Origin of the sequence: Nocardia abscessus NBRC 100374, assembly GCF_000308455.1 — a bacterium.
In the GTDB taxonomy this organism is placed as follows: Bacteria; Actinomycetota; Actinomycetes; order Mycobacteriales; family Mycobacteriaceae; genus Nocardia; species Nocardia abscessus.
The window spans coordinates 1-25,476 of the sequence record NZ_BAFP01000058.1 but is presented as its reverse complement, the minus strand read 5'-3'; the positions used below and the strand labels follow the sequence as shown (position 1 = coordinate 25,476).

General features: G+C 63.7%; 22 protein-coding genes. 16 read left to right on the top strand and 6 right to left on the bottom strand.

From position 1 onward, the window contains the following. Window positions 1-13: 13 nt before the first annotated feature. The 3 genes from ON19_RS11425 to ON19_RS40115 all read right to left on the bottom strand — a co-directional run bounded on the left by ON19_RS11425 (window position 14) and on the right by ON19_RS40115 (window position 2,478). Window positions 14-913 carry a LysR family transcriptional regulator gene (locus tag ON19_RS11425; RefSeq protein WP_051168749.1) on the bottom strand — a complete coding sequence of 300 codons (900 nt, stop codon included), beginning with the start codon at window positions 911-913 and terminating at the stop codon, window positions 14-16. Then, window positions 910-1,605, bottom strand: coding sequence for a CTP synthase C-terminal region-related (seleno)protein (locus tag ON19_RS11420; RefSeq protein ID WP_043689947.1), 696 nt, complete (start codon window positions 1,603-1,605; stop codon window positions 910-912). The genes ON19_RS11425 and ON19_RS11420 overlap by 4 nt, the downstream gene beginning before the upstream one ends. Window positions 1,606-1,998: 393 nt before the next feature. After that, a complete protein-coding gene (locus ON19_RS40115) occupies window positions 1,999-2,478 on the bottom strand; it encodes a MarR family winged helix-turn-helix transcriptional regulator (protein ID WP_083899296.1) in 480 nt (159 codons plus the stop codon). Window positions 2,479-2,524: 46 nt separating this feature from the next. Here ON19_RS40115 and ON19_RS11410 point away from each other — a divergent pair, with 46 nt between their 5' ends. The 6 genes from ON19_RS11410 (at window position 2,525) to ON19_RS11390 (ending at window position 8,770) form a co-directional block, all read left to right on the top strand. Further along, the gene (locus ON19_RS11410) at window positions 2,525-2,893 is read left to right on the top strand and encodes an antibiotic biosynthesis monooxygenase family protein (protein WP_043689944.1); all 369 of its coding nucleotides are present in this window, start codon (window positions 2,525-2,527) and stop codon (window positions 2,891-2,893) included. A 328-nt stretch (window positions 2,894-3,221) separates the two neighbouring features. Beyond that, window positions 3,222-3,395: a hypothetical protein gene (locus ON19_RS41780; protein ID WP_157229663.1), complete on the top strand. Its 174-nt coding sequence runs from the start codon at window positions 3,222-3,224 to the stop codon at window positions 3,393-3,395. Between the two features lie 1,051 nt (window positions 3,396-4,446). Beyond that, entirely contained in the window at window positions 4,447-5,679 is a 1,233-nt protein-coding gene (locus tag ON19_RS11405) for an FAD-binding oxidoreductase (RefSeq protein ID WP_227954842.1), read from the top strand. Window positions 5,680-5,726: 47 nt separating this feature from the next. Continuing rightward, window positions 5,727-6,593, top strand: a complete 867-nt coding sequence (locus ON19_RS11400) for a hypothetical protein (protein WP_157229662.1) — start codon at window positions 5,727-5,729, stop codon at window positions 6,591-6,593. A gap of 539 nt (window positions 6,594-7,132) precedes the next feature. After that, window positions 7,133-7,795, top strand: a complete 663-nt coding sequence (locus ON19_RS11395) for a protein kinase family protein (RefSeq protein ID WP_043689942.1) — start codon at window positions 7,133-7,135, stop codon at window positions 7,793-7,795. Between the two features lie 489 nt (window positions 7,796-8,284). Beyond that, complete coding sequence (locus ON19_RS11390; protein ID WP_227954841.1) at window positions 8,285-8,770, top strand: MarR family transcriptional regulator; 486 nt, start codon at window positions 8,285-8,287, stop codon at window positions 8,768-8,770. Between the two features lie 272 nt (window positions 8,771-9,042). On the opposite strand, the gene ON19_RS11385 is transcribed toward ON19_RS11390, so the two are convergent. Further along, entirely contained in the window at window positions 9,043-9,954 is a 912-nt protein-coding gene (locus ON19_RS11385) for a hypothetical protein (protein ID WP_043689941.1), read from the bottom strand. 193 nt (window positions 9,955-10,147) lie between these two features. On the opposite strand from ON19_RS11385, the gene ON19_RS11380 reads away from it, so the two are divergent. From ON19_RS11380 to ON19_RS41775, 4 genes are all read left to right on the top strand, one after another. Beyond that, window positions 10,148-10,534, top strand: coding sequence for a MarR family transcriptional regulator (locus ON19_RS11380; RefSeq protein WP_051168746.1), 387 nt, complete (start codon window positions 10,148-10,150; stop codon window positions 10,532-10,534). Between the two features lie 181 nt (window positions 10,535-10,715). Continuing rightward, a complete protein-coding gene (locus ON19_RS11375; RefSeq protein WP_227954840.1) occupies window positions 10,716-11,567 on the top strand; it encodes a helix-turn-helix transcriptional regulator in 852 nt (283 codons plus the stop codon). 404 nt (window positions 11,568-11,971) lie between these two features. Beyond that, a complete protein-coding gene (locus tag ON19_RS38835; RefSeq protein ID WP_157229661.1) occupies window positions 11,972-13,633 on the top strand; it encodes a WXG100-like domain-containing protein in 1,662 nt (553 codons plus the stop codon). 578 nt (window positions 13,634-14,211) lie between these two features. Then, window positions 14,212-14,580, top strand: a complete 369-nt coding sequence (locus tag ON19_RS41775) for a hypothetical protein (protein WP_157229660.1) — start codon at window positions 14,212-14,214, stop codon at window positions 14,578-14,580. A gap of 757 nt (window positions 14,581-15,337) precedes the next feature. Here the strand turns inward: ON19_RS41775 and ON19_RS41770 are convergent. Beyond that, a complete protein-coding gene (locus ON19_RS41770) occupies window positions 15,338-15,733 on the bottom strand; it encodes a hypothetical protein (protein ID WP_157229659.1) in 396 nt (131 codons plus the stop codon). A 384-nt stretch (window positions 15,734-16,117) separates the two neighbouring features. Here ON19_RS41770 and ON19_RS11360 point away from each other — a divergent pair, with 384 nt between their 5' ends. The 6 genes from ON19_RS11360 (at window position 16,118) to ON19_RS11335 (ending at window position 24,173) form a co-directional block, all read left to right on the top strand. Beyond that, complete coding sequence (locus ON19_RS11360) at window positions 16,118-16,549, top strand: nitroreductase/quinone reductase family protein (protein ID WP_043689939.1); 432 nt, start codon at window positions 16,118-16,120, stop codon at window positions 16,547-16,549. Window positions 16,550-16,837: 288 nt separating this feature from the next. Beyond that, window positions 16,838-17,692, top strand: a complete 855-nt coding sequence (locus ON19_RS11355) for an NAD(P)H-binding protein (protein ID WP_043689937.1) — start codon at window positions 16,838-16,840, stop codon at window positions 17,690-17,692. Between the two features lie 392 nt (window positions 17,693-18,084). Further along, a complete protein-coding gene (locus tag ON19_RS11350) occupies window positions 18,085-18,801 on the top strand; it encodes a class I SAM-dependent methyltransferase (protein ID WP_083899293.1) in 717 nt (238 codons plus the stop codon). Between the two features lie 858 nt (window positions 18,802-19,659). Beyond that, the gene (locus tag ON19_RS40110) at window positions 19,660-20,034 is read left to right on the top strand and encodes a hypothetical protein (RefSeq protein WP_174377688.1); all 375 of its coding nucleotides are present in this window, start codon (window positions 19,660-19,662) and stop codon (window positions 20,032-20,034) included. A gap of 33 nt (window positions 20,035-20,067) precedes the next feature. Next, the gene (locus ON19_RS40105) at window positions 20,068-22,062 is read left to right on the top strand and encodes a type VII secretion target (protein ID WP_083899292.1); all 1,995 of its coding nucleotides are present in this window, start codon (window positions 20,068-20,070) and stop codon (window positions 22,060-22,062) included. Next, window positions 22,062-24,173 (top strand): hypothetical protein, encoded by a 2,112-nt coding sequence (locus ON19_RS11335; protein ID WP_043689932.1) that lies wholly within the window; start codon window positions 22,062-22,064, stop codon window positions 24,171-24,173. The genes ON19_RS40105 and ON19_RS11335 overlap by 1 nt, the downstream gene beginning before the upstream one ends. Before the next feature lie 24 nt (window positions 24,174-24,197). On the opposite strand, the gene ON19_RS41765 is transcribed toward ON19_RS11335, so the two are convergent. Then, entirely contained in the window at window positions 24,198-25,076 is an 879-nt protein-coding gene (locus tag ON19_RS41765; RefSeq protein WP_157229658.1) for a hypothetical protein, read from the bottom strand. Between the last annotated feature and the right edge of the window lie 400 nt (window positions 25,077-25,476).

Below are 25,476 nucleotides of genomic sequence, written 5' to 3'. Positions count from 1 at the left end.
CTCAGCTGGTCGGCTATAGGAAGCGTGAGCTGTACTCCGCTCTCGCGTGATGCTGGGTGGCCGTGGTCGCTGCAGCTAGCTCAGCGAAAGCTGTGGCCGCCGGCAGCGGGTCCGGTGGCAGGGCGAGAAGGACCGCCCGCTCGGCCGCGGGCTCGATGGGGATTGCATGCACATCCGCGCGATGGGCAGGTATAGACAGCTCGGGGACGATGCTCACGCCGAGCCCCTCGGCGACCATGGCGAGGATGCTGTTCACGTCGCGTACCCGATAGTGGCACCGCAAAATGACGTCGGCGTCCTCGGCCAGCGCTGTGATCAGCGGCTCGCACCCACCGGTGGACATGATGAACGGATGGCGAGCCAGCTGTGTGACCGATATCGAGTGCCGGACACTCAGTTCGTGTTCGATCGGCAGTACGGCCAGCATGCGGTCGGTTGCGAGTACGTGCGTCACCAAGCCGGGCACTGTGCGGGTTACGGTGGCTATGTCGGCAGCTCCGGTCTGCAGCCATTCGACAACTTCGTCGTCCGAGCCCTCCATCACGGCTAGCCGCACTCGGGGGTATGCCTGGCCGAAGGTGCGCAGGATCGGCGGTAGCAGGCGGGCGTTGGCGCTGGGGATGGCTCCGATGCGGAGGCTGCCGCGATTCTGGCCTTTCGCTGCTGCCACGTCCTGTTCCAACGCCTCGATCTGGGTAAGGATGAGCGCCGCGCGCCGGAGTACTGCCCGACCAGCCGTTGTGAGGCTTACGCTGCGATTTCCCCTGACCAGCAGGGCGATCCCGAGCTCGTTCTCCAACCCCCGGAGCGCGTGGCTGACAGCGGACTGCGTCGTGACCAGCTGTTCGGCCGCCCGTGTCATGTTGCCGGCACGAGCCACTGCCTGCAGGATCCGGAGCTGGGTGAACGTCACAGGGCCGCCCTCAGCAGTCCTACGATCAGGGGGTGTGGGAGATCCGGACGTGACCGTGCCTGGGGCACGAACAAGGTAGCCATGTAGAACGGGTGTTCGGGGAGCTCGAGTACCCGGGCCTCGCCATCTTTGTCCACGCCGGTCACGAGAAAGCCGCCGTCATTCAGGGTGCTCTGGTGCGCCGGGTTGAGACCGAAGTTGCAGTAGTACTGTTCCTCGACCTCGGCTTTGCCGTATAGGTCCGCGACGCGGGTCCCAGCGGTGAGGGTGACGGGCATGGTCTTGCCGGCAAGCGAACAGGTCAACTCCGAGACGAACAGGTTCGACGCGTAAGGGTCGTACTCGGCGTGCTGAGCGTCCTGGAAACCGAGCACGTGGCGGGCGTACTCGATCACCATGTGCTGGCAGCCGCCGCACGTGCCCAGCGTGGGGATGCCCCGTTCGCGGCCGTACCGCAGCGCAGCGAGTGCGCCGGCCAGGCTCCGGTAGGGGCTGCCCGGTGCGCACCACAGCACATCGGCGGCCTCGACCTCGGTCAGGTCGGCTTCGAGAGGCTCGGTTGCCAACCACCGGGCCTCTACGCCGACACCGAGTCGCGTGGCGGCGTGCTGGAGCGCCGCGTCGGTCGCCTGGTGTGGGGCGAACGACGCGTCATAATCGCCGATGATCGCGACGTGCAGAGTCCCGTCCATAGCCTCACTATCCAACCGTCACGGTATGAACGCCAATGCAAAAGGTGATGCCGCCATGAGCAAGCTTTCATGGCAGGAGGCGTACTCGAGCGCCGCGGCATCGACCGAGCGGCAGTCATGCCACGCGGAGGCACGGTTGGGTGGTGGCTTGAACGAGGCGCCGCGCAGACGGGCGAGAAACGTCTGCGCCACGCGCTGGGTCGGCACTCAGCACCGAATCGGCCGGTCGCCGCCGCTCACTGCGCGACCGGAACCAGGGCAACCGAACGGAATTCGTCGCTGAGAGCCTGGTATCAGAGAACGACACCCTGCTGGTCATAGCGGCCTATGGCTCTCGGCCTGGCCTCGTGTCCGCTCGATCTGTAGAGCGGTGTCATCTGACGCACCGGCGGGTCAGGGTGTCAAGCGGCGGCGGCGTTGCAAGCCGGGGTGCACGCCGGGAGGCAATCCGGCGTGTGCGGACAGACGGCGCAGCTGGTAGATGAGATGGGTGCGCTCCGCCTCGTCGAGCGGCGCGAGAACCTCGTCCTCAATGGCTTGCGCTTGTGCTGCGGCAGCTTCCAGTACCTGATGTGCGTGATCGGTGAGGTGCACCGCGTGGGCGCGGCGGTCGGACGGGTGCGGACTGCGTCTTACAAGTCCGCGTTCTTCCAGCTCATCGACGAGCCTGACCATGGCATTGCGATGGACATGCAGCAGATCGGCCAGCTCTTGCTGGCTGCGTCCGTCGGCGGCTGCGAGATGACTGAGGATCCCGAAATGCGCGGGTGCGAGCCCGATTGGCGCAAGGCCCGCGGCGAACCTGTGCGCAACATGATGGCCGATTTGGGAGAGCAGGAAGACCCCGCGGTCATCCAGTGGCTGATTCGGCACACGCTAAGGGTAGCAAAACAACTTGATTGTCATCTAAGGTGACAATATGACGAATCCCGCCGACCTTGCTCCGGCCGCTACCGACCAGTCCGTGACTTTCCTCAACATCTTCTCGGTGCCCGCTCCCCAGAAGGACCGATTCCTGAGCCACTGGAAGGGCACCGCCCGCTGCATGATGGCGGCGCCGGGCTTTGTTCGTGTGCGAATGCTCCAAGTGCTGACTGACCCTGCTGAGCTGACCTTTGTCATGGTGGGGGAGTGGGAGAGCGGTACCGCGCTGGACGTGGCGCGGACGAATGCCGACTGGCAGCAAGCGATCCAGCAGATGAACGAGGACCCCGAGCTCGACCTCAGCGCCCGTCCCATGGTGTGCACAACCACCATCGACGCGGGGCCCGCGGACGTGCTCGACTGACCAGCTCGCGGCAGGCGTCTTCGCGATCGCGGAGAGTCTGTTGCAGTTGGCCTTCTGCATACGGCCTTTGTCCGGGTGGTCGGAAATCGGACGGTCGGCTGGCTCTCGGAGTCACCTGTGGTGGAGTGTTACGCCCGCGGATGGCCGACCCAGATCGGTTGCGTCCTGTTGGCCATGACATGACCCGCCGCGGGAATTGCGCTGATCGACGGGATGACCGCCATAGGCGCGGGGCCGTCTCTGCGATCCACCGAAGGACGCATGGGCGCGCCACTAGAGGCTGGGCCGGCACCCTTTGCGGGACGGCTGAATAGAAGGCGTCATATGCGTGCGCGTCGGAATTGCAAACGGCCCGATGCTATTCAGCAACGCTTCCGGCGATGGCGGCAACCACCGTTGTCGTCGTCGGACGGTTGCCGCAGCAGGGTGCCGCGCGATGGCGCTGCCGATCGTCGCGCTACTGCTCATGGTGGGCGTCCTGTTGATCAGCGCCATCGTTTGATCTGCCCATCAATGCCGACCAGCGGATGTGGTCGCCTGGTCACCGCCTCGACTGGGCGGCCGTTCGCAATCAATGACCGCTGGCACACGCTGTACGAGCGGTTCCGGCAGTCGCGGCCTTCGGCGGCCTCGGTCCGGCAACGATCGACTTTCGCCGCAATCGCTGACCGTGTCGGGCATGGGCGCAACCCGGGGCTGGCAACCATCACGGGCAAGTCATTCGATCGGACGAAAGTGATCGAGTCGTCAACGGAACCGCCCGGCAGTGGGTCTTCCGGACCCGTGATCGCTACGCCGCAGTCCGCGCGGCTCGCGCCGACGGCGTGAGCATCCAGGCGGCGTCCACCGGCCTTCGATCCGTCCATGTTCGGGAATCGCGCGATGCTTCGCCTGGGTGGGTGCGTCGAAGATGTGCATCGTCGATGCTGGGCGCCGGTGGTGGCCAGTCGATGGACGAGCTCAAACGCTCCTTGCGCCAGCGGCGGAACGAGTCGTGCACGAACGCGACGCAGCTACCCCGGGAAATTCAGGAGCTCCCCGGTCGGGCCAGCGCGAAGATCGTCTCATGTATTACGACTATCATATAATATACTTGCATGATGGTCATTTAACGTGCATACTTGAGCCGGTTGCCGCCTTCGGCGATCGTGGAATGCGACAGCCAGCTCTTCGATCACATCGGGGCACTCCTGAATACGTCCGGCAGCGTCCTCGCTCGGTCGCTGTACAGCGGCCTGGCCACCGGCGAGGTTGACGGCCGATCGCCGCATCATGTCGACGTCGGATCCGTAGTGCCACCGTTATTACGCACATGATTGTTGAATAGAGGTACATGAATGCCTACGCGAGGCATTGGAAGGGCGACCAATTTCGACGCTGATCGGCGCCGCTTCTTGGCCCTAGGCGGCGGGCTTGCCGTATCCGTGGCACTGGCCGCATGTTCAAATGATGGTGGCAGCGTCCGTGCCGATTCGTCGACTGGCGGTGATCTGCGTTCGGTGATCCGCGGCCGAATGCTGCTGCCGGGAGATGACGGATTCGACCAAGCGCGCATGCCGTTCAATCTGGCCGTCGACCAGTCGGTGACCGCAGTGGCGGAAGTGGCCGATGCTGCCGACGCTACGGCGCTCGTCCGGTATGCCCGCCGCGCCGGCGCCGCGATATCGGTCCAACCCAGTGGCCATGGTGCCTCGGGTGGAACGAACGGCACGATTCTGGTTCGCACGAAGCGGCTCGACGAAGTGCGCGTCGACACCGTTGCCCGATCCGTGCGTGTCGGCGCTGGCGTCTCCTGGGGACAGCTGCAGGCAGCGGTAGCGCCGCATGGCCTGACCGGGCTGGCCGGCAGCACCCCGGCGGTCAGCGTGGTCGGCTATACGCTCGGCGCCGGAATGAGCTGGTTCGGCCGCAAACATGGGTGGGCTGCCGACAGCGTGACCGCGTTCGAAGTGGTCGACGCCGAAGGCAACGCGGTTCGCGTGACCGCTGACTCCGAGTCCGAGCTGTTCTGGGCGCTGCGCGGCGGCGGCGGCGACTTCGCGCTGGTCACGGCAATGGAACTCGACCTCTATCCCGCGCCCGCGCTGTACGGAGGACGGATGCTATGGCCTGTCGACCGGGCGTCACAGGTGCTGGAAGCATTCCGGGTGGTTACCGCCGAAGCCGCCGACGAGCTGAGCGTCTGGCTGAATTTGCTCAAACCTCCCGGCGCCGGCAGGCCGATGGTCGGCATCGACACGGCTTACCTGGGTGAGATTGCTGCGGGGGAAGCGTTGCTGAGGCGGTTCGATGGCATCGGTGGCCGCATCTCCGACAACCGACGTGCCCTGCCGATTACCGAACTCGGCTCTATTGCAGCCGAGCCGACAACGCCGGGCCGGGCACAGGGCCACACGCAGCTGATGACCGGCCTGGACGACGATACGGTTCAGCAGCTGCTGGCCAAACCGATCGACCCACTACTCATCGTGCAGATCCGCCACCTCGGGGGTGCCTTCACGCGCCCTTCCGACAGTCCGGCCGGTGCGCTCGCAGAGCCGTACCAGATCACTTTCCAAGGCCTCCCGACAACGCCGGATGCCGCGGTTGCCATCCGGGCTCGAGTGCAGGACTACCGCTCGGCACTGGGCCCGCGTCTCAGCAGCCGTACGCCGTTCACATTCCTGGCGCCAGGGCAATCGGCCGGCGATGCCTTCACGCCCGATGTGCTCACCCGGCTCCGCGGAATAAAGCGCCGCGTCGACCCAGGCAGCGTGTTCCGCAGCAACTACTCCGTCCTCACCTGACAGCACTGAACTCAATGATTGCGCCCACCAGGGCATAGGAGACACCCATGGCACGCCACACACGAGAAGCCATCTGCCGGAGCCTGCTGACGATGGCGACGGTTGCCTTCGCCGCAACGACGGGAGCGGCAATCACGCCGCCCATCGTCACGTCAGCCGCGCCACCTGATCGAACCGATAGCTACCTGGGCACCTGGAACTACGACCAACCCGCCGGTGATACCAATATCGCGGTGATGAACCTTTTCGGGACGCCGGTACGGATACCGCAGATCGGCAACATCACCTTCGAACGTGACGCTGGCGGCGGCGTCACGGGCCGGACCGACCAGGGGTGCACCTGGCATTTCGAGGTCCTGTCCGACCGGCTCGAGCTGGCCTCCCGAGACCAGTACTGCTTCAACAAGGTCATCGGCTCCGGCTACAACATCGACTCATGGCGAGTGACAATGGACGGCGCTGGTCGCATGCGGGAAACGCTGCACGCCACCAGCTACAACGGTGGAGTGGAATTCAGCTTCGGACTGACAGACGGCAGACGGACGAAGACCGGAACGGAGAGCCGGGCCGAAACGATGCGACGATTCGAGGGCCGGTGGACCTACGACCAACCCGACCCGCTCAAACTCGTCAACATCCTCACCGCGCCACCGATCACCAAAACCGGAATGGTGACAATCGCTCCGGGCAACGACGGAACCATCGTGGCGCGTACCGACAACGGCTGCGCCTGGACCCTGCATGCCGACGGTAATACCGCCGTCCTGGCACCGTCGGTCCAACACTGCGGCGGCGAAACCATGACCTTCTGGACGATTGCCGCTGAGAATGGGCACCAATCCTCGGTCATGGCTGGCACCGACGCCAGCGGAACCTCATACGCGCTGAATATCGGATCGCTTTCCAGAAGTTGAGTCCCTGCGCGCGTCGAAATCCATGCGGAGGCCCGCGTCCAGGTCGAGCCTGGGTGCGGGCTACCTGAAGGAGGCGACCGCCGTAGAGGTAGGGCCGACTGTGGTGTGATGCGAGGAGGTCGAGTTCTATCTGATCACCGATGGGACTGCGGAACTCACGATCACCGGTCCGGAGGGCTGATCGGCCATCGATCAACGGTGCGACCGAGGCGTAAAGAGGAACGACCCGTTCGGCATCGTCGGACCACGTGGGCGCGGTTGCCGGGCGCCCCACTCGGGTTGTCGGGGTGACCTGTTGCTGCATGGCGGACGAACGCTGGCGAATATAGCGTGAAACGCAGATCACGACTCCGTCGTCGGAGAAGCGGGTAACGGGTCAAGGGCGCCGCCGAGACCGTGCACGTGAGAGACAGTGTCACCCCGGATCTTGTTGACGTCGTCGGCCGTGCATCCGGATACTGGATGCCGACCATTTGGCCCGGACTCTGGACCTGGGCACGCGCTGGGTCGAGCGCAAATTCCGACACACAAGTAGCGCTATGAAGGCCGGCGTGCATGCGTTGGACAACGCCGACGGCCACGGCCGGCATCTCATCGAAGACGCCGGCACATTGCGTCAACCGCATCCGATGCAGGTGCCGCCACTGTCACGAGATTGGAACTATCGCCCCAGCGCCCTGGAGTCGGTCATGGCAGCCCGTCGAATGGTTACCGAGGTCGAGTTCACCGGCGATATGCGCAAGGATGTTAAACGCGGCACGTCGGCGAAATCAATGCGTAAGATGCGCTCCGACGATGGTCAACTAGACATCTACAAACCTACGAAGGGCGAGAAGCGCGCTGGCCTGCCCTTCATTAATGCACCAGGTGCCCTTACCAGCAGGGTAATCGCCGCGTACCGCGTCGATGAAGTTCTCGGGTTCGGTCGAATACCCACAACCGCTAGTACCGAAGATTCCATAGATGCTGACGGCCGGCGCTCCGGCGACGGCATGATACGACAATTTGTCGATTCCACAGCGGACGTGGCCAACGTTGGTGCTTGTCCAAGGGTTCAGCGTCAGCAAGTCGCGTTTCTGGATTACATCATCGGCGCGTTGGACCGCCATCGCCGTAACTATCGCACCGTCGACCGCGGCACCCACCTCGTCCTCGTTGCCATCGACCACGGCCTGTCCTTTCCCATGGCCGCTCACCCGTAACGGGTAGAGATTGGGTCCGACTTCGTTGCCCTCCAGAAAGGGCAAACACTTGAACCGGAAGTGCTCCACGCCGTAGACAACTTCGATATCGAGCGAGTGCGCGCAGCATCGGGAGACGCAGGCATACAGCCCAACGCCATCGACGGGGCAATAGCTCGACTGCAGGAAATTCGGAGACTGCGCCATATTCCCGCCGACGTGAGCCTCCGATCACACTGACAGGCTCATATCGAGTGGACAGCGGTTGGACCTCGAAAGATCAATGTGCGAAGGCAGTGGACCGCACGATCATCGGATAACACGCACCGATAGTTGGCGACGGCTCGACTGGTGCTTGATCGGCGGACTCGGACACGCATTGGAGCGCATCGAACTGGAGCCGTTGCGATGGTTGGCTGAGTTGCCAGCTGGCGGGATCGCACTCTGGGTCCCGCGCCTGACTCGATTGCCGTATCATCGGAGTTACGTATGAGTTGGAGGGTTGGTGGCGTGAAGTCCGAGCCGAAGGTGAGTAAGGCGCGCGAGCGCCGGAGGTTGGTGACGACCGTTAAGCAGTCGCTGCGGGATCTGCGCGTTCAGCTGTCCGTGCTCAACCACCAGGTCGGCACTCGGATCGAGCTCAAGGACGTCGATCTGGATTGCCTGGACATCATCAACCGCCACGGCGGCTTGAGCCCGAGTGCTCTTGCCCGGCTCGCGGGATTGCATCCGGCCACTATGACCGGCATTCTCGATCGGCTCGAGCGTGGCGGCTGGGTCGTTCGTGAGCGCGATTCGGCCGATCGGCGGTTGGTCACTGCCCGGGCGGTCCGCGACCGTAGCGGGGAACTGTTCCGGCACTTCTCGGGCATGAACGCCCTGATGGACGAGTTATGCGGCGAGTACAGCGATGAGCAACTCGAACTGATCGCAGATTTCCTGCAGCGAACGACGGGAGCGGGACGAGAGGCGACCGACCAACTTGCCGCCGGCTAACGTGCCGCACGGATCGGTGTCTGTCTATCGGCGAAGTGCAGGTGTAACGAGCGGCGATAATGGGCCTGAGCCTGTGATTGTGAGGGCATTGCCTCCTCGCCGGTTCGGGTCTTGCTGAGGCTGCGCCGGCGACTCTTTCGGCGTGGCGCGATCCGAAACGGCCAGGATGGGCGGAATCTCGTCTGGGCACTGGGTGAGATGTAGTGGCGCCGTGATGCTTGCGCGGATGGTGGTCGCTCGCCAGGGGGCGGGCGACCACCGTAACCGCGCGATCAGCGCTGGGTGAGGCTGCCGGTGCCGAGGATGAAGTTGCCGCCCTGTTCGTCGGTTCCGGTCATCATCGAGGCCTGGCGTCTCCCGTCGGTGGTGATGGTCCAGGACCGCAGGGTTATCGCGGTGGATGTGGGCCGTGTGCACGTTTGGACGGCGGGATCGAGTCGGGCGGTATTTCCCCGTGCCAACAGAGACCATGTGCACCCGTCGTCGGTTCGGGCGGTGATTCTGTTGTCGTAATCCCGCATGATCCGTACGTTCCCTTGCTCCTGCGACTGTTGCATGGGACGGGTGCCGTCAGGTGCTGGGCGGACCGTGGCACGCATGTTGATTCCTGCGGCGGGGTCTGCGGGATCGTATGCCCATGTGCCGGTGAACTTTTCTGCGGCCTGCGGGTCGTACTCCTCGGTCTTGGTGCGTACGCCGTTCTCCAGCAGGAAGTCGTAGTCGCGGTCGGGGCGATGAGTCTTGGCGCGAATGGTCTCCTTCTCCTGGTCGCCGTCCACGGTGACCGTCCATTGAGTGACGGTGTATTCGACGTTCTGAGTTGGGTTGTGGCACAGCTGGGCCGGTGGGTCCAGCTCCAGCGATGCGGCGGTCGCCTTGAATCTCCAGGTGCATCCGAGATCCGTGCGGCCGACGATCCGGTCCGGTCCCTCCGCGGTCACCACGAGATCTCCGATCGTGGGTACGTGGGTCCGGCCGGGTGCGTCCGACACCGTGATGTTGGTCATCGTGGTGCGATCCGGCTGGGTGTAGTTCCATTTACCCAGGTACTTCTCGACAACGGTGCTTCGGTCGTCGGCCTGGCTCGGCTGTGGTGTGCAGGCGATCGCCGCTGTCGCCACCGTGAGTGGCAGCAGGATGCGGCGCGTCCACGATGACGTGGTCGCGAGTTTGGGATAGTGCATGTCCGTCCTCCGAGATGAAGGCTCGTGGGGCGCCCTCAAGGTGACGCGCGTCCCGTAGTTAATATGAGTTCGAGATGAGTAGATGTTCTAGACATAAGAGTTGCGAAGGAGTTTGGGGATGTCAAGTGAGCGGGCTCGCGTTATCAGGGAAATCTCAGATCGACTCAGGAGCACCACGCAGCGCGCTGCGGAGATGAACCACGCCGCGGCCGGAGTGATCGGAGTCAATCCCACCGACCTGCAGTGCATCCAGTTGCTTCAGCGCGGACCACTCGCTGCTGGGGAGCTGGCGCGCCGCACGGGGCTCACCACGGCCGCGGTGACCACTGTGGTCGATCGGCTGGAGCGGTCGGGATTCGTGATTCGCACTCGCGACACTGCGGACCGTCGACGGGTAGTCGTGGAACTCCAGGTGGAGCGAGCCAGCGCCGCGATCGCGCCGGTATTCCTGCCTGTGGTCAGCGCCTGGCGCGACTTGATGGGCGCGTACGACGTTCGGGATCTGCAACTCATCGCCGACTTTCTCGGTCAGGTGGAAGAGGCGATCGATGCCGGGGTCCGCCGACACCGCGACAGCTGAACTAGCCACCGTGACCTGCTGATCCGCGGGCCCCGGTCAGAGTTCTGCCGGACTGAGGTGCGGCTCCGCGAGTTCGTGTCAACGATATCGACCTATTGCCAGTTAGGGTGACAATTGGAGAACCGTGTATTATGAGTCGCATATTCATCGTCAAGTGAGGTGCACTGTGCGTGGATCTGCGTTGACCGAGTTCCTGCAATCGCGGCGGGCTCGGATTACCCCTGAGCAGGCCGGACTGGTCGACGGAGGTGGCCGCCGACGCGTGGAGGGGTTGCGTCGCGAGGAGTTGGCACACCTGGCCGGGATGAGTGTCGACTACTACGTGCGGCTCGAACAAGGCCGCACGCCTAATGTGTCGGATGCGGTGCTGGACGCCGTGGCGACGGCGTTGCGGCTCGGTCGCGACGAACGCGCCCACATGTTCCTGCTGGCCCGTCCGCACCTGCTCGATCCTGTGCCGGTCGAACTCGGTGTTCGGCAGGGTGTTCGGCAGCTGCTGGATTGGATTGCCGCGCCCGCCTTGGTGGTGGGGCACCGGCTGGATGTGCTGGCTTGGAACCGCCTGGCGGCTGCGCTGTTCGGGGACTTCGGTCAATGGCGTCCGGTGCAGCGGAACCTTGCCCGCTTGCACCTGCTGGCTGCTGCAGGGGGTGGGCGTTTTCCCGATCGGGCCGTGACGGTGCGCGAACTGGTTGCGCACCTGCGGACGATGGCGGGGCGATACCCCGATGATGTCCAGTTGTCCGAGCTGGTGGACGAATTGCGCACTCACAGTGTCGAATTCCGCCGCGAGTGGGATCTGCATCCGGTGCGGACGAAGTCACACGGGACCTTGTGCTTCGTCCATCCGGAGCTCGATTGCATCACCCTGTTCTACGAGATCGCTCGGCTGCCGCAGGATTCCGAGCAGATGCTGATCGTCTTCACCGGCGCGCCCGGTTCGGAGGCGGAGTCGGCGCTGCGCCGGCTGAGCGGTGCTGTCACGTCCGATCTCGAGAGGGGGCCGGTCGTTGCGGCGTCGCCTCGGTCGTGACCGGAGGCGAGCGGCGCGGCAACCCACATACCCACTTCGTGTCGGCCCGGCCGCAATTGTGGTGCGGCCAATGCGGACGACGACTGTGGGGCATCGAGAATATGCTGCCCGAGATGACGTCATGTCGGACCTCCGTATTCCGCCGCGCCGGTGAAGGGGGCCGGCGGTGCCAATGTTGACTCCAGCAATCAGATTCGGCTTGGTGGCAACGATCTACTTCATCGCGAGGGGCGACTGGTGCTCACCCGAATACAGTGGCCGACCGGGCCGGGGCGGCGAACCTGTGCCACGGTCCGGGGTGTCCGGCCATTGTGGGCAAAGTGCGGTTCCTGCTACGAGTTTTCGCGCAATCGCGCGGATGAAGCTGGAAGTCGCCCAGCGGTGGCTGGCGCCTGACGCGTGATATGGCAATCGACTTGCCACATGAGGTGGCGCTATTTCTGAACTTTCTCGGAGTTCCCTATCCGGACATCGACGAAGACCAGGTGCGAGAACTAGCACGTCAGGTCCAGACGTTCGCAACGAACATGCAGAATACTCACGAGTCCGCTTCTAACGTGGTCCGCGATATGGGCTCGGTCTATTCCGGCTATTCGTATGAGGCGCTGGTCGCCTCGTGGGCGAGAATGAGCGCGATACATATGGCCGACCTCGACCAGGCGTGCCGGGCGGTAGCGAAGGCACTCGACATCGCGGCCGATGTGATCACGGCGGTGAAGATCGCCGTGCTGGCGGAACTGACGGCGATGGCAGCGAGCTACGCGGCCTCGATGGCAGCCACCGCAGCGACTGGCGGTATATCTGCGGCGTTGACGACAGCGCTTCGTGCTGCCGCGACCAGGTTGGTCAGCGCGATGGAGCAGTCCTTGATCGCGTACCTCGCTGCCGAGGTGATCAGCAAAGCGATCGAACCGCTCGAACACACAATTGAACGGATGATCAACCCAGCGGTCTACGGTGCGGCGAAGGACGTGCTGGATGTCCCCACACCGGACAGCTCAACAGTGGTGCCGCTGTACATCGAACCTGATGAGGTACTGCGCTACGCCGCGGCGCTCGACGCGCACGCCGACCGGATCCTCGAGCACTCCGCGGTTTTCGCGGAGAACGTCGCGGCGTTGGACTTCACCACAACCAGCAGCCATGCGGACACGGGAACCGAGCGAGGCATGATCGCTCCGTCCCAGCGGCCGTTGACCCGATCGCCTGTCGGCGCGGTCGGCGAATCGCCGGTTGTCACGGCCACTGAACGCGCGATCGAGGCAGCCGCAGCGACACGGACGAAGCATCCAACAATTGCTGAAGCCACCCAGGGAGACCCATTGGCAGGGGAAAGGCCCGGGGACGGTGGTTCGGTCGACAACAACTCCGAGCATGCGGCGATAGATAGCCGTACAGCTCCGGATCTCCCCAGCGAGACCGGAGCAAACCTGGAAGATCCGCGCCCGCAGAGCATCGCACCGCCGCCTGCCTCGATAGCTCCCGAAAGTCACCCGCGTGCGCCCGGCGCCTTCCACGACCGGCACGACAGAATTGACCTGGACGGCGCGTTACCTAGCCAACGAGGCGATTCGCGGCCGGTGAGCCAGGACGATGACGATGCGGAGATACTGCGGCCGATTGCGCCATCCTGGGCAAGCGGACCGGCAAGTGCCTTGCCTCCAGAAGCCAGATCGGCGGCGGAGTCCGGGCAGAATGGGTCGACGGGCACCATGAGCGGCCGGCAGGGATCACAGCTCTCGGAGGGTATGCGGCAACCGACGTCGCCTTGGCAGCGCGCGAGGCAGGCGGACCTACAGTCGGTCTCGGGTGCGAAAGCGACTCCACGCAGCGGCAGATCGCTCAACCCTCGTTCAGCCACCAAGAGAAGATGGAAGCCGACTCCCTGGTCAAAGGGAATTTCGCCAAGTCCCGTTGCGATGCGGACCGTGTCCGCTCCAGACCGCCCTGATCGTCCGCCGCGCTCGGTCGACAACCGTGCCGCCCGGAAGGAGCCGGATGGTGAGTCGGACCAGCATGTTTCAGGGTCTCGCAGGACGGAATCCGACCCGCCGAAGCCGCGGTAACCCGGTACGGGCTCGAATTGGCGCGCGGTCATCAGCCGCCACGTAGGCTTCCATGTGCTGTAGCGCAGTTCGCCAATGCGTAAGGACGGTGACGCGGCGCAAACGAATACGTCGAATCTCGTCCTGGTGATTTCGGCCGATCGGGCCGCTGCGTCTGCGAGCAATACGGGTGGTTCCGAGGGAACGTAGGTTGTACAAACCGAAGGACAAACCGCGTAATGGTTGATCCTCGAGTTCGAATGCAAAATGGGTGTTCGATCAGTTTGTGCACCGATGTTATGCGCTGGAGGTCGCAGCGGGCTTCCGGTGGCCCGCGCGGACTGCTCATAGTGCGCATCCTGCGGGCAGAAGGGTGTGTCGCAATCAAACCTGGTGAAGGGTTCAGTCGGAGGCGGACGAGGAGTTGCGAGCTGAGCGAACTCGCGACAGCGGTCAAAGACGTTCTCATCCCAAGGCGGTTCGACACGAACGCAGTGGTATTTCCGAAGGCGGATTGATGGTTCGTAAGAGAGACCGAATTCGGTATACCTGGTCAGCGACTTCTTCGGCATTGCCGTCGGTAAGGGACGGGAGTCGTAATGAGCACTGTCGCAGATCGCACGCCTGATGCGAATTTGTCTGGTCAGAAAACTCGATCCGCCCAACGAGTTATGCAGATTTCGATTTTGTATCAGTTCATAGGAGATCAAAGAATGCGTAAACTGCTAATGGTGGTCGTTGCGGCTACTTTATCGAGTGCTGCTGCGGGCCTCGGATCCGGTTCGGTTATGGCCGAAGGTGTGCAGCCGGTTCACCATTATGAAACCCGGACTGCGAGCAAAAATTGCGATATCATGTATAAGAAATTGATCGATATCTGTGATGAAAAGTACGATAACATCGATGCGAGAAAGCGGTGTTACGATTCGGCTCGGGCCGATTACAGAAAATGTTTGGCAAGTCAATAGATAGCGGCATCGATAGCGTGATCTGCGATCCTTTTGGATCCGATATATTGCGCAACCTGGACGCCACACAATTGACCGAGTCAACTGAGCTGATCCTGCCGGGCGGGTGGGTCGTGCACGCGCGGCTGGCTGCTCGGCGGCGTGGCCCGGCGCATCGTATTTCCTGAGGCCCTCCCGGGTTTCTCCGAAGGACGGTTGAGGCCGGGTCTGTTGCCGAATATCTGGACCAATGACGTTCTCCGCTCGATCCTGCGTACGTCTGCCGCACAATTCGAGCGCCACTCAACTGCTTGAGGTTCGATCATGCTGATCGCACGTTTGATTGTCCCGGCTCTGGCGATCGTCCGCAGCCGGGGCAAACGGTGACACCACGGACCATCGGCTCGCGGGAGTTGGGGAGTGCGGTTGAGTCGAATCGGGTGGCTGGCGGGTGTCGACCGGTAATTGGTTGGCGGGCTGTCGAGTGCGCGAGGCTATCGAGGATGGAGGCATATGCGGCGAGTTCGGTGCTGGAGGAGGTTTGATGACATGGATGGCTGAGATCGTCCGCCGATTGATCGCGTCACCTCTCATTTCTGGGGCCGACCGGATATCTGCGGTCGGGTTGCGCGGACACTACGCGGGCGGAGGTCGGAAGATCGGCGATGCGCTAGCGCACACGGCGGGTTATGACCGGAACGCGGGCAGGCTCCTCGGCACGACTGCGGACGGAGCGGAGGCATCAGGGACCCACGGCCACGTCTCGTTCGGGTCGGCTTCACACGAATCCACCGGAGTGAGCTTCGATCGACGCAATGGGCAGCAATCCACCGCCGGGGACGAGGCCGTCGCCGAGGGGCACGACAAAGCGCATGCAGCGACCGTCGACCTGCGCGTCGAACATGTAGCACCAGTTGGTGACGACACCATGACCATGAGCGGCGGCACGGACCGCCCCGCCGCCGAACAAGACATCAGGCCGAATGCCCAGACAGCACTGGCCCACTCCGCGAAGAACCGGGAATCCGCCGTGCCCCAGTCGACCTGGGTGCCGCAACTGCCACGCATACCGGATCAATGGGTGGCGTTCCACCACGACAAGAAGGACGGGCAGCCCTGGGGCGCGAACGGGAAAACACCGCGACCGCGGCAGCGGAAAGCCGCCGACAGCCATCTCCCCGACGAGACGAAGTCGCCTGGTGGACACCGAGAAACGCCTGGGCTGTGCTCCCGGAGGCGGAGCATTCGGCATCCCTGCCAACTTCCCACCCGTCCCGTAGGCCGCCCGTCAAACTCGCCACCGGCGCCCCTGGCACCGGGGACGCACGGTGGCCGCATCGAACACCGTCTGATGCGGTTGCAGGGATATGAATTTCATATAGTATTGAAACCGTCTCACAGCGAGACGTTTCGGTGCGAAGCCGCTATGGCGGGCATCGGGTCACGGGATGTTCGCCGACTCGACGCACCACCTGCTCACCTATCGCTGGTCACAGGAGACCGGCCGATGGGCCTGATCTGTCGGAGGACTGACGTGAAGTCACACAGTTATCGCCGCATGACCAACATCTTCAACAAGGTCATTGCGCCGCTGCAGCGGGCCGGCGTCGCCTTCGGGCCTATGCAGCTGCTCACCGTCACGGGACGTCGCAGTGGACAGCCGCGCACCTTCCCCATCGCCGTTATTGAGGTGAACGGCGGGCGCTACATCTTCCAGGCGTTCCCCAACGCGGCATGGGTCGCGAACGCGCGAGGAGCGGAGCAGGCCGGCGACTGCGTGACCCTGCACCGGGGCAGGAGAGCCTCCACTGCACGGTTGGTCGAAGTCCCGATCCGAGAGCGCCCGCCGCTGCTGCGTCAACTGATCCGGACAAGCCCTCGCTCTGTGGCGAACCGCCTCGTCACGACCGGTCTGGCTGATGCGCCGACCCCTGATGCCGTGGCAGGCGCAGCCGACAGAATCGCGGTCTTCCGAGTAGAGCCGGCCTGACGGGCTGGCGCGTAAAGCTGTAGAACGAACGAGCGCTGAACGCTCCCGCAGGTCGAGACGCGTCTGGGGATTGGAAGGCGGTCCGTCGGAACAGTCAGGCTCCGGCCACGGGGCGGCACCGAATGGACGATTCGGACGTGGTGAGCCGGAAGGTCCTCGGACTATTGCCAGCATCTGCGCGGGCACGTCTATCGGTCGACATGGCCTGGCCTCGCTACGCGCGTCCTCTGTGTTTGGAACGGCGCAGCATGACCTCGGATATCACCAACAACCGGACAGGAAATTGCCATGATCTTGATTATCGGAGCCACCGGCACAGTAGGACGACCGCTCGTCGGCATGCTCGAACAAGCAGGCGCCGACGTGCGTGCCATCACACGCGATGCGAAGACCGCGCGCTTGCCCGCTGCCGTCGACGTCGTCGAAGCCGATCCGTCGCAAGCAGCCACGTTGCGCGAAGCCCTGCGCGATGTCACTGCGATATTCCTGAATCCGCGGGCGATCGGTGAGTCGGCCGTCGAGCTGATGACCCTCGCCCGGGACCGGGGAGTGAAACGAGTAGTGACGATGTCGGCACTCAACGTCGAGTTCGATCTCGCACGGCAACCGTCGCGCCTGCGAGGGGAATACAACAAAGAAGTCGAGGCCGCCGCTATCGACTCCGGCCTCGAGTGGGTAGCGTTGCGGTCCGGCGCTTACGCCATCAACCTGATCGCACTGTGGGCCGCGCAGATCCGGGCCGGGAATGTCGTCCGCGGCCCGTACGCGGAATCGGCCTGGGCGCCGATTCACGAACGCGATATCGCAGCGGTCGGCGCGCACGCCCTGCTTACCGACGACCTGGTCGGTCGACGACCGGTGCTTACCGGACCGCAGTCACTGACTCAGCCGCAGATGGTGTCCGAGATCGGAGCAGCGATCGGCCGACGTCTGCAGTTCGACGAGATCACGCGCGAGGGTGCCGCACAAGCAATGATCCGTGCCGGCATGCCGGCGCCGCTCGCCGAGGGCTTCCTCACAATGCAAGCCGAATCCTACGGGCAATCGGGTCTGGTCTCCGGCGAGGTCGAGGCGATACTCGGTCGACCCGGGATCACCTTTGCCGAGTGGGCTGCCGACCACGCTGACACGTTCCGCAGCTGATCGCGCCACTTACCTCGGCCGCGAGGCGACACCGACTACGGCTCACTCATCTCAGCGGCATAGGCCGCCGGTGGCCCGCCCGTCAAGTTTTCCGAGTGTTCTTGCGCAGCAACGGGTTCGACCTCTTTCCGCCTCGGTTTGTGCCACTCGGTTCGGATGACTCTCGTCTACCCGAAGATGCGCTCGATGCCGACGAGGTCGTGCAGCACCGATTCGCTTGAATCGGCGTTGCGCTGAATATCGAGAGGAACCCGGGCCTATCCGGCAGATCACGGGTTGTCACATCGACTGGCCGACCCTTCTGTGGTGTGTCTGAAACATATTGGCTTGAAAAGGAAGTCAAATATTGGACTCGGCCGCGGACGGCGGCCGTTGTGAGAAAGGACAGGACTATGGCTGATAGCAAGGAAGCGACAGGGAACGAATCAAAAGGGGTAGATTTCGACCTTGTCTACGGCGGCGCGGTACCCATCGAGGGTATGGCTTTCGATCGGGTACCGTGGGACATCGGCAGGCCACAACCGTTGCTCGTGGAGTTCGAGAAGTCCGGCAGCATCTCCGGCGAAGTGCTCGATATCGGTTGCGGGCCGGGCGATACCGCCACGTATTTGGCGGGTCTGGGATATCAGGTGACCGGCCTCGACATCGCGGCCACCGCCGTCGAACAGGCCCGCGACCGCGCTGCCGAGCGGGGAGTATCGCTGACCTTCGACACTGCCGATGCAACCGTCCTGCACGGTTACGATGGCCGATTCGACACAGTTGTCAGCAGTCAGCTCTATCATTGCTTGGACCCAGTGCAGCGCGCGGCGCATGTGGCCGCATTGGTCCGGGTACTCAAACCCGGCGGCCGATTGATTCAATTCTCTGCGAACTTCGACGATCGCATCGAGACATCCGGACTATATTCAATTTCGGAGGAGGAATTGCGTGCGACGTTCGCGGCACCGGACTGGTCTATCATCGGGTTGCGGCCCGGTCATATGGAGGGCTTCAAGCCACCCGAGCTGTTGCTGAACCGGTTCGCAGAGCACGACTTCCACCCGGAATTCACTGAGGCGGGCCTGATGCTCATGCCCATCCTGGCACTCGAAGCGCAGCGAATCTGACGAATTGATCGACGCGGCCGATCGATCGTACAGACCGAACAAGACAGCCGCACCGGTATCGGCCGTGCACTGGCCGCTGTTCACCGTAGTCCAGTCTGGCCTGTCGCTTTGACCTACCGCTGCCGGGCGCGGCTGTAGGTCAAAGCCAGGGTCTGGGAACCCGGAAGTTGTTCGGCATGTGGTTCCAAGCACACGCCGGGCACGACTGCGCGCAAGGCTCGTAGGGAGCGACTGCCGTGACTTTCCTCGCCCACGGAGGCAACCTGCGGCGCATACCGGCGGTACGCGAAATCCATTGCCTGGCACAGTATCTACGATGCGCTCCGGGCCAGGTATGTGCGTGTTTGCCGCGCCACGACGCTGCGGACAACGACCGCGACGACTGCACCTCGTCGCGGACCGGCTGGGGCCTTCTTCGCTCCAACGGAGCGGCAAACCCGCAATGGGCCGAATCAGGTCGCGACGCGGGTCCCAGCGCACGATCGTTCAGGCAGCGTCTCCCCGGCGATGTCGGCTATGCACGTTGTTGCGCGAAAAACCCTGTAAGCAGGTTCTACATCGGAACGGCCCGATAACCCGATGCAAAGGGGGTCCCGGCCAACCTATGGTCTGTTGATCCAGGGATAACTGAGGCTATTGTTGAGTGAAACTGAATCGTGCAAACTGTCCTATGATTAGAAATCAGGCAGCTGACCATATCGGAGCACGTAGTATGAATTACCAGCATCCTGACCGACGCGTGGTGTAGCAGCCTGGGTGCATGGATTACCTCACATCCGGCGGGTGGCGCTACCCGCATCAGAAGTCGCGTTGATGATGACGAGAATCCCTTCCAAGAATTGAGGTCCTATGAGGGAAATGCACCCCGACGTGCGCGCCGCACTCGGCATGGCGCGGGAATTACGGCGCCGCGTCGCGGGTATGCGTGAACGGGCCGATGAGATTGTTGCGCGTCGCCCGTCACCAAGTGGGTTGGTTATTCCCGAGATCGACGCGAGGGGGCGGCTGCGGGATCTGTATCTGGCGCCGGGAACCTGCGGCCGATTCGGCAATGGGGAACTGGCCGCCGAAATCTTGGCCGCTATCACGGAAAGCACCGAGGACGCGCGGCGGCAGTACAACATTGCCATGAACGGCACCGGCAATCTGCCGCGACCGCTCGCGGAAGTCATGGGGGAATGGCGGGCGGAGGGCGACCATCAGCTTCCCAATTCGGGGAAGGCGGAACCATAAATCTGAAATAGTCGGCCGAAGGATGAATCGAGCATGTCTGAATACCTGGATGTTGATCCGGACAATCTGCGCAGAATTGCCGAGAAGCACGAGCGGGTCGCCGCGAACATCCGGAAATGGGGTGAAATCCCGCATGCTTGGCTCGCCGAATTCCCATCCAAGCATGGCACGATCGCCGAGCCGGTGCGGGCTGCTCTGATGGACTACTACGACAGACGCCACGCCAAGGCGAAACGTCTCGCCGCTAACCATTTGCGGACGCGAGATGAATTGATCGCTTCGGCACAATCGCTGGAAGATGCCGATCGGTCCGGCGGGAGCCAGATCACCCGGGCGGGTGGTTTCGACGACAAAGACCACCGAGTCGGTCCGGCGCCCGGTGCATCCACGGATCCCGCGCCGCCGGTGAACGGCACACGGTTGGGGGAGCCTCCTGCCGCCGTCCCAGGCCCTCCAGGTATTCCCAGCGAGACCGGCCGCTCCCACCAGATACCCCTGGCGCCGGCCGCATCCACGCCACGGAACTACGATGCCGCATCTGCCGCATATACGCCACGGACCTACGATGCCGCAGCCGCCGCAGCGTCGATCGGGACTGTGCCACCACCGGTTGACAGACCACACTCCGGCCCAGCGGACATACGCGCGACTTCCGCCGCCGATGCGGACAACGTCGCGGGCATGGCCGCCGACCAAAACAGCGTTGCAGGCCCGGTCGGTGGGATAGGTGCGCCCTTGTCGGTGGTCCCGTTCGCGGCGCAGGCCGTTGCCAGTGCTGCGGGCATGGACAGCGGGATGCCAGCACCTCTGGTGACGGGCCCGTTCGTGTCAGCGGTCCATGCGGCCGAGAGCAGGCGGGCGCTGCCTTCGTTGGTGGTGGGTCAGCAGGTCGAGCAGGATTTGGTGCTCGCTCGCACGCTGCTCGCCGCGATCCTTGCCGCCGTAGCGGATTCGGCGTCTGGTCTGGACTTTGCGGTGGCGGTAGGGCGGACCCCCGTCGGACCCATCGTTGTGCTGACCTCGAGCGAGGGCCGCGGCTGGCTGCCTCCGGGACTGTTTCTGCCGTCGGAGGTTGTCCTCCCGTGGAGGTGGGACTCGGTCCTCGGCACCGCGGGGCGCGGGGCGATCGCGGTATTGGAAGGCACCACCGACCCGGCTCGGATACTGGCCGAGTTCGGTTTGATGGTTGGACGTCGCAGAAGAGTCAGGATCAGCGCCCTGGTGTCGTCCGCGGCGGTTCCCGATGGCCTGCGCGCGGCTCTTGGCAGTGATGTCGCCGTCGAGCACGGGGTGTCCGCCGCCGAGGCCTCCGTGGACCTCACCGCGCCCGGGGTCGGACTGGTCGACCGGCTCACGCTGGCCGGCTCGAAGGAGTTGCTGCGCCAGGCGGCGACGGTGGCTGAGTCGGAAATTCGGGTGAAATGTCTCGAGCTGGCGCGAGCCGCGGATGCGCGGGTCCGCACCTCCGTCGCTGTCATCGACGGGGAGATCTCCGCGCGCCGCGTTCGGCGGCAACGAATACTTGATGCACTGCACGCCGGTCTGTCTGTCCCGGCGAGCTGGTGGGACCAGCTGCGCACCGCCGATGACGTGGCGGCGTCGGCAATACGGTCGCGAAGGGCGAATATATCTCACCCTCGCGTCGCTGCCCGCGTGGAGGTATCGGGGGCGGAAGCCCTGCGCGGCATGGTTTTCGAGCGCCGCGCCGACGAACTGCTGCTGTTGCTCGCTGCGGGCGAACCGGGTCGGCAGACTCTGCGCGATGCGTACTACTCCTATGGCCAGATAGTTGAGCACCCGCTGCTCCCAACGGCAGCGCGTGTGGCGGCGGAGCCAGCGACGAAGGCAATCGGCACAACTACGGCGGTCCCGGACGCCCAGGACGCCCACCGTGTTGGACTCCCTTCCTCTGGTGCTGGTCCCGTCGGCGTCAGTTCCATCAGCTTCGGCGGGGCTCCCCGGTCCATCACTGAAATGCGGAACGGTCCCGCGGAGTCTCAGGGCTCCGGCGTGCGGAGGAGAGTTTAGTGAGCAAGGTGGACGACACTGTCGATTTGATCGACGGGCACTACGAGGATTCCTTCTGGGGGGACGATGGGGAGGGATTTCAGGACGACCAAGCCAGAGAATCGTTGGATGCGCTGGCCGACCTGAATGCAACCGAATTCCAGGAGGCATTCGAAAGACTGAGTCACACGCGAAGGGAAACACTCGCTGAGACAGCTCAGGCCCAGGGCCTCGACGATGATGACAAATACCGGCAGATCATCAACTCGCTCGCAGCCGGCGACCCTTCAGCGGTCGTCGAGGCCGAGAGGGAGCCGCAGTTCGCTGGCGATACCGGGCAGTGGTCCGGGCTTGGTCCCGGCGAGGGAGAACACGGGGAAGACGCCACTCTCTGGATACCACGGGGGGCCAGTAAGTCGCTGATATCGCTGATCTTGGATACCCAGTTCACTATGCAGTGGGGATTCGACACACTCGGCATCGGTAATCCGGAGGCCGCACCCGACTTCACCACCCTGCTCGACGGAGAACTGGTCACGGACGTGGACGGTTGGTCACAGATCAGAAGTGATCATGATGCCCTGAATACCCGGCTGACCGACCGGCAGAACGAGCACACCGGTGAGGACGGGGGCGTCCGAATCACCACCATGGACACCGAGATAACGGGCTCCGACGTCTACACGCAGCTCAAGGAAATCAAGGACAATCTCAACGAGAGGCTGAAGTTCGAGTTTCCGGACGCCACCCGGAGGGGCGACGAGATCATGGCAGGGTCGTCTGGAGGGCCTCCCACTTCCGAAACGCAGGTTGCCGTCTACGACATGAGTGCGGACGAGAACAGCAACAACTTCGGCAAGTTCTACCTGACCGCCGACGCGGAACAGAGGTACTTCGTCAGGTACATCGACGAGGCTGCCGAGGATTGGGAGAGGAAGTACGCAGAAGCAACCGAGCAGTTCCAGAAACACGCCGATCAGATCGACAGCGGCGATACCGGCGACGATGGCGGTGACAGCGGCGATGGCGGTGACAGCGGCGATGGCGGTGACAGCGGCGATACCGGCGACGATGGCGGTGACAGCGGCGATGGCGGTGACAGCGGCGATACCGGCGACGATGGCGGTTCTTCTTACCCGGTCCAGGACGGTGGTTTTCCGTTACCGGTTCAGGACGCTTCCACCGCAGAAGCCGGTTTGCTGGATGAGGATTTCAGCTCCATGTACGACGATTTGCTCGGGGGGTCTGTGGACACCGCTGACTCGCTGGACAGTACCTCTCTGGGCGATGTCCAGTCCGGTCTCGACAGCACTGGTAGCGGTACCCCGTCGGGCGCGGATCTCAGTTCTCTGATCTCGGCGGCGCAGGACTCTGGAATCGGCTCGGGGACCGGCATGACAACCAGCAACACCTCGACTCCCGCCAGCTATGACAGTGGCGCCGGCGCACTGAGCCAAATGGCGATGATGTCGGCTCTGGGGCAGATGGCGAACCAAGGTAACCGTCCTGCCCGCGATGACAGTGGCCACGACGATCGGGATTCGCGAGAGGTCCCCCCACGCGAGGACGAGCAGAACAGCACCGCGCCCGCGGCCACTACCGACCCCGGTGTTCAGACGCCTCCTCCGGGCGTGACAGCGCCGACCTACGCAGGTACCCCGCCGCCGGTGACGACACCGGGCGCGATGGTGGATGTGCCGATCGACAATACGACCGTCAAGGCGCCGCAGCCTGTGGCAGAGGCTCTGCAAAAGCAGGTGCAGAACGTCGCGATGGATGCGATATCCGCGTATCGGGGAACTGCCGGTGAGCTGACAGCGGATCATCCGCCCGCGGTGGTCAATGGTCCTGGCGAGCTGAAGACGGGCGATATTCTGCAGTGGGAAAGGCACAGTGCGCTGATCGTGAAGGACCAGAATGGACTGTTTGTCCTGGACAACGGCCATCTCGTTCCCTTGGATCCAAACAACCCCCCGCTGAAGGAAAAGTACGGGAACTTCACCGGCTACATCCACCCGAGCGGTTTGGACGGCGCCGCCGGTGGCGACCCTGCATCCGCGGCGCCACCGCCGCCGACCGGGAGCACAGCACAGCCTGCCGGTCCGCCACCTGTTTCGCCACCCCAGGTCTGAGCGGCTGGAGCATCCGATCCCGTATCACGCGGCACTCCATGTGGGTATGCCGTAGACGTTGAGTCTATCTATCCCGTGGTCGGCGGAGAAGCCCAGTCCCACTGCCGAGTAGCGCCAGCTGGCTCCTACTGATTCTGCTGCCAGGGCAAGGGCATCGACGCCATGGGTCGTGCCGTGGTGCCGGGACGCGAGTTCGCGTGCGAGCCCGGTCAAATCGTCGCGGCGGCGGGCGACCAGGTGAAGTGCGAAGACAGGGGCACCTTGACCGCGTGCACAGCAGACGAAGAAGTCATGCCGGTGAAGCTCGGCTGCGTCGACACCACACCGAGCAAGCTCGGACAGCGCCTCCCATGCCGGGGCGCCGAAGTAGCGGACCAGTTTCATCGGCACCGCAACGTCGTTGTATCGGGCCTTCAGGTAGATCTTGTGGTTCACCTCGCCGTGCGCGTCTACCTCGATCGCAGCACCAACAGGCTTGATGAGCTTCTCATGGTCGGGTACCGACGCCAACCCGGCGAACCCGGGCAATGCACTGCACACCCGGTACAGCCCGCCCGGCCCCGTCGGTGGACCCCCGTACACCTTGAGGCGCGCTACATGACGTGGCGCTGCGGCATGATGAACAGCCCCTATCCAGGTGGGGGAACGATGCCGCCACCGCGGCAGCTCGGAGGTATCGGGATATAGCGTCGTGACAAAGCACTGAAACATGTCGGCCACTGTCTGGACTCCGTTCGGCAGCCATGCGACGAGATCCCGGATCGCGGCGAGTTGAGCGGAGACGCGCGAGCCGAAATCCGCCTCCGGTGTCGCGGTTGCGGTGACATAGCGAATGACCGGGGTGATCTGCCCTCGGCCACCGGACACACTGGCTTCGAACGGAATACCCGAGCTGGTCAGCACGCTGGCTCGGCGCCCATCCGCCCCTAGCGCATCCAGCTGTCCTCCACGGACACGCTCCACCACGGCGCGAATGGACCCTGGATCACAACCGATCGTCAATCGCTCGGCCAAGTCGACCAAGTATTCCCCGGCAACTTCAGCCGCCGTCATTGTCAAGGATTGACCAGCAGGAGGAACTTCCCGGGCAACGGGTGCATTGTCTGACATTCTTTCCCATATCGACGAACTCTCTCCTCCCGACCGGTAGCCGATTATTCCGCATCCCTGCCCATGGGGACAGCGCGCATGGGGGCTGTCCTGAGCTTCTGTCCGCTGTGAACCGTATCGGGTTGGGGCCGTTTTGGGCTGTCCTCGCTTGGTGTCAGCCAGTGGGGTGCCCTAGGTTGCCCAGCGACAGAGG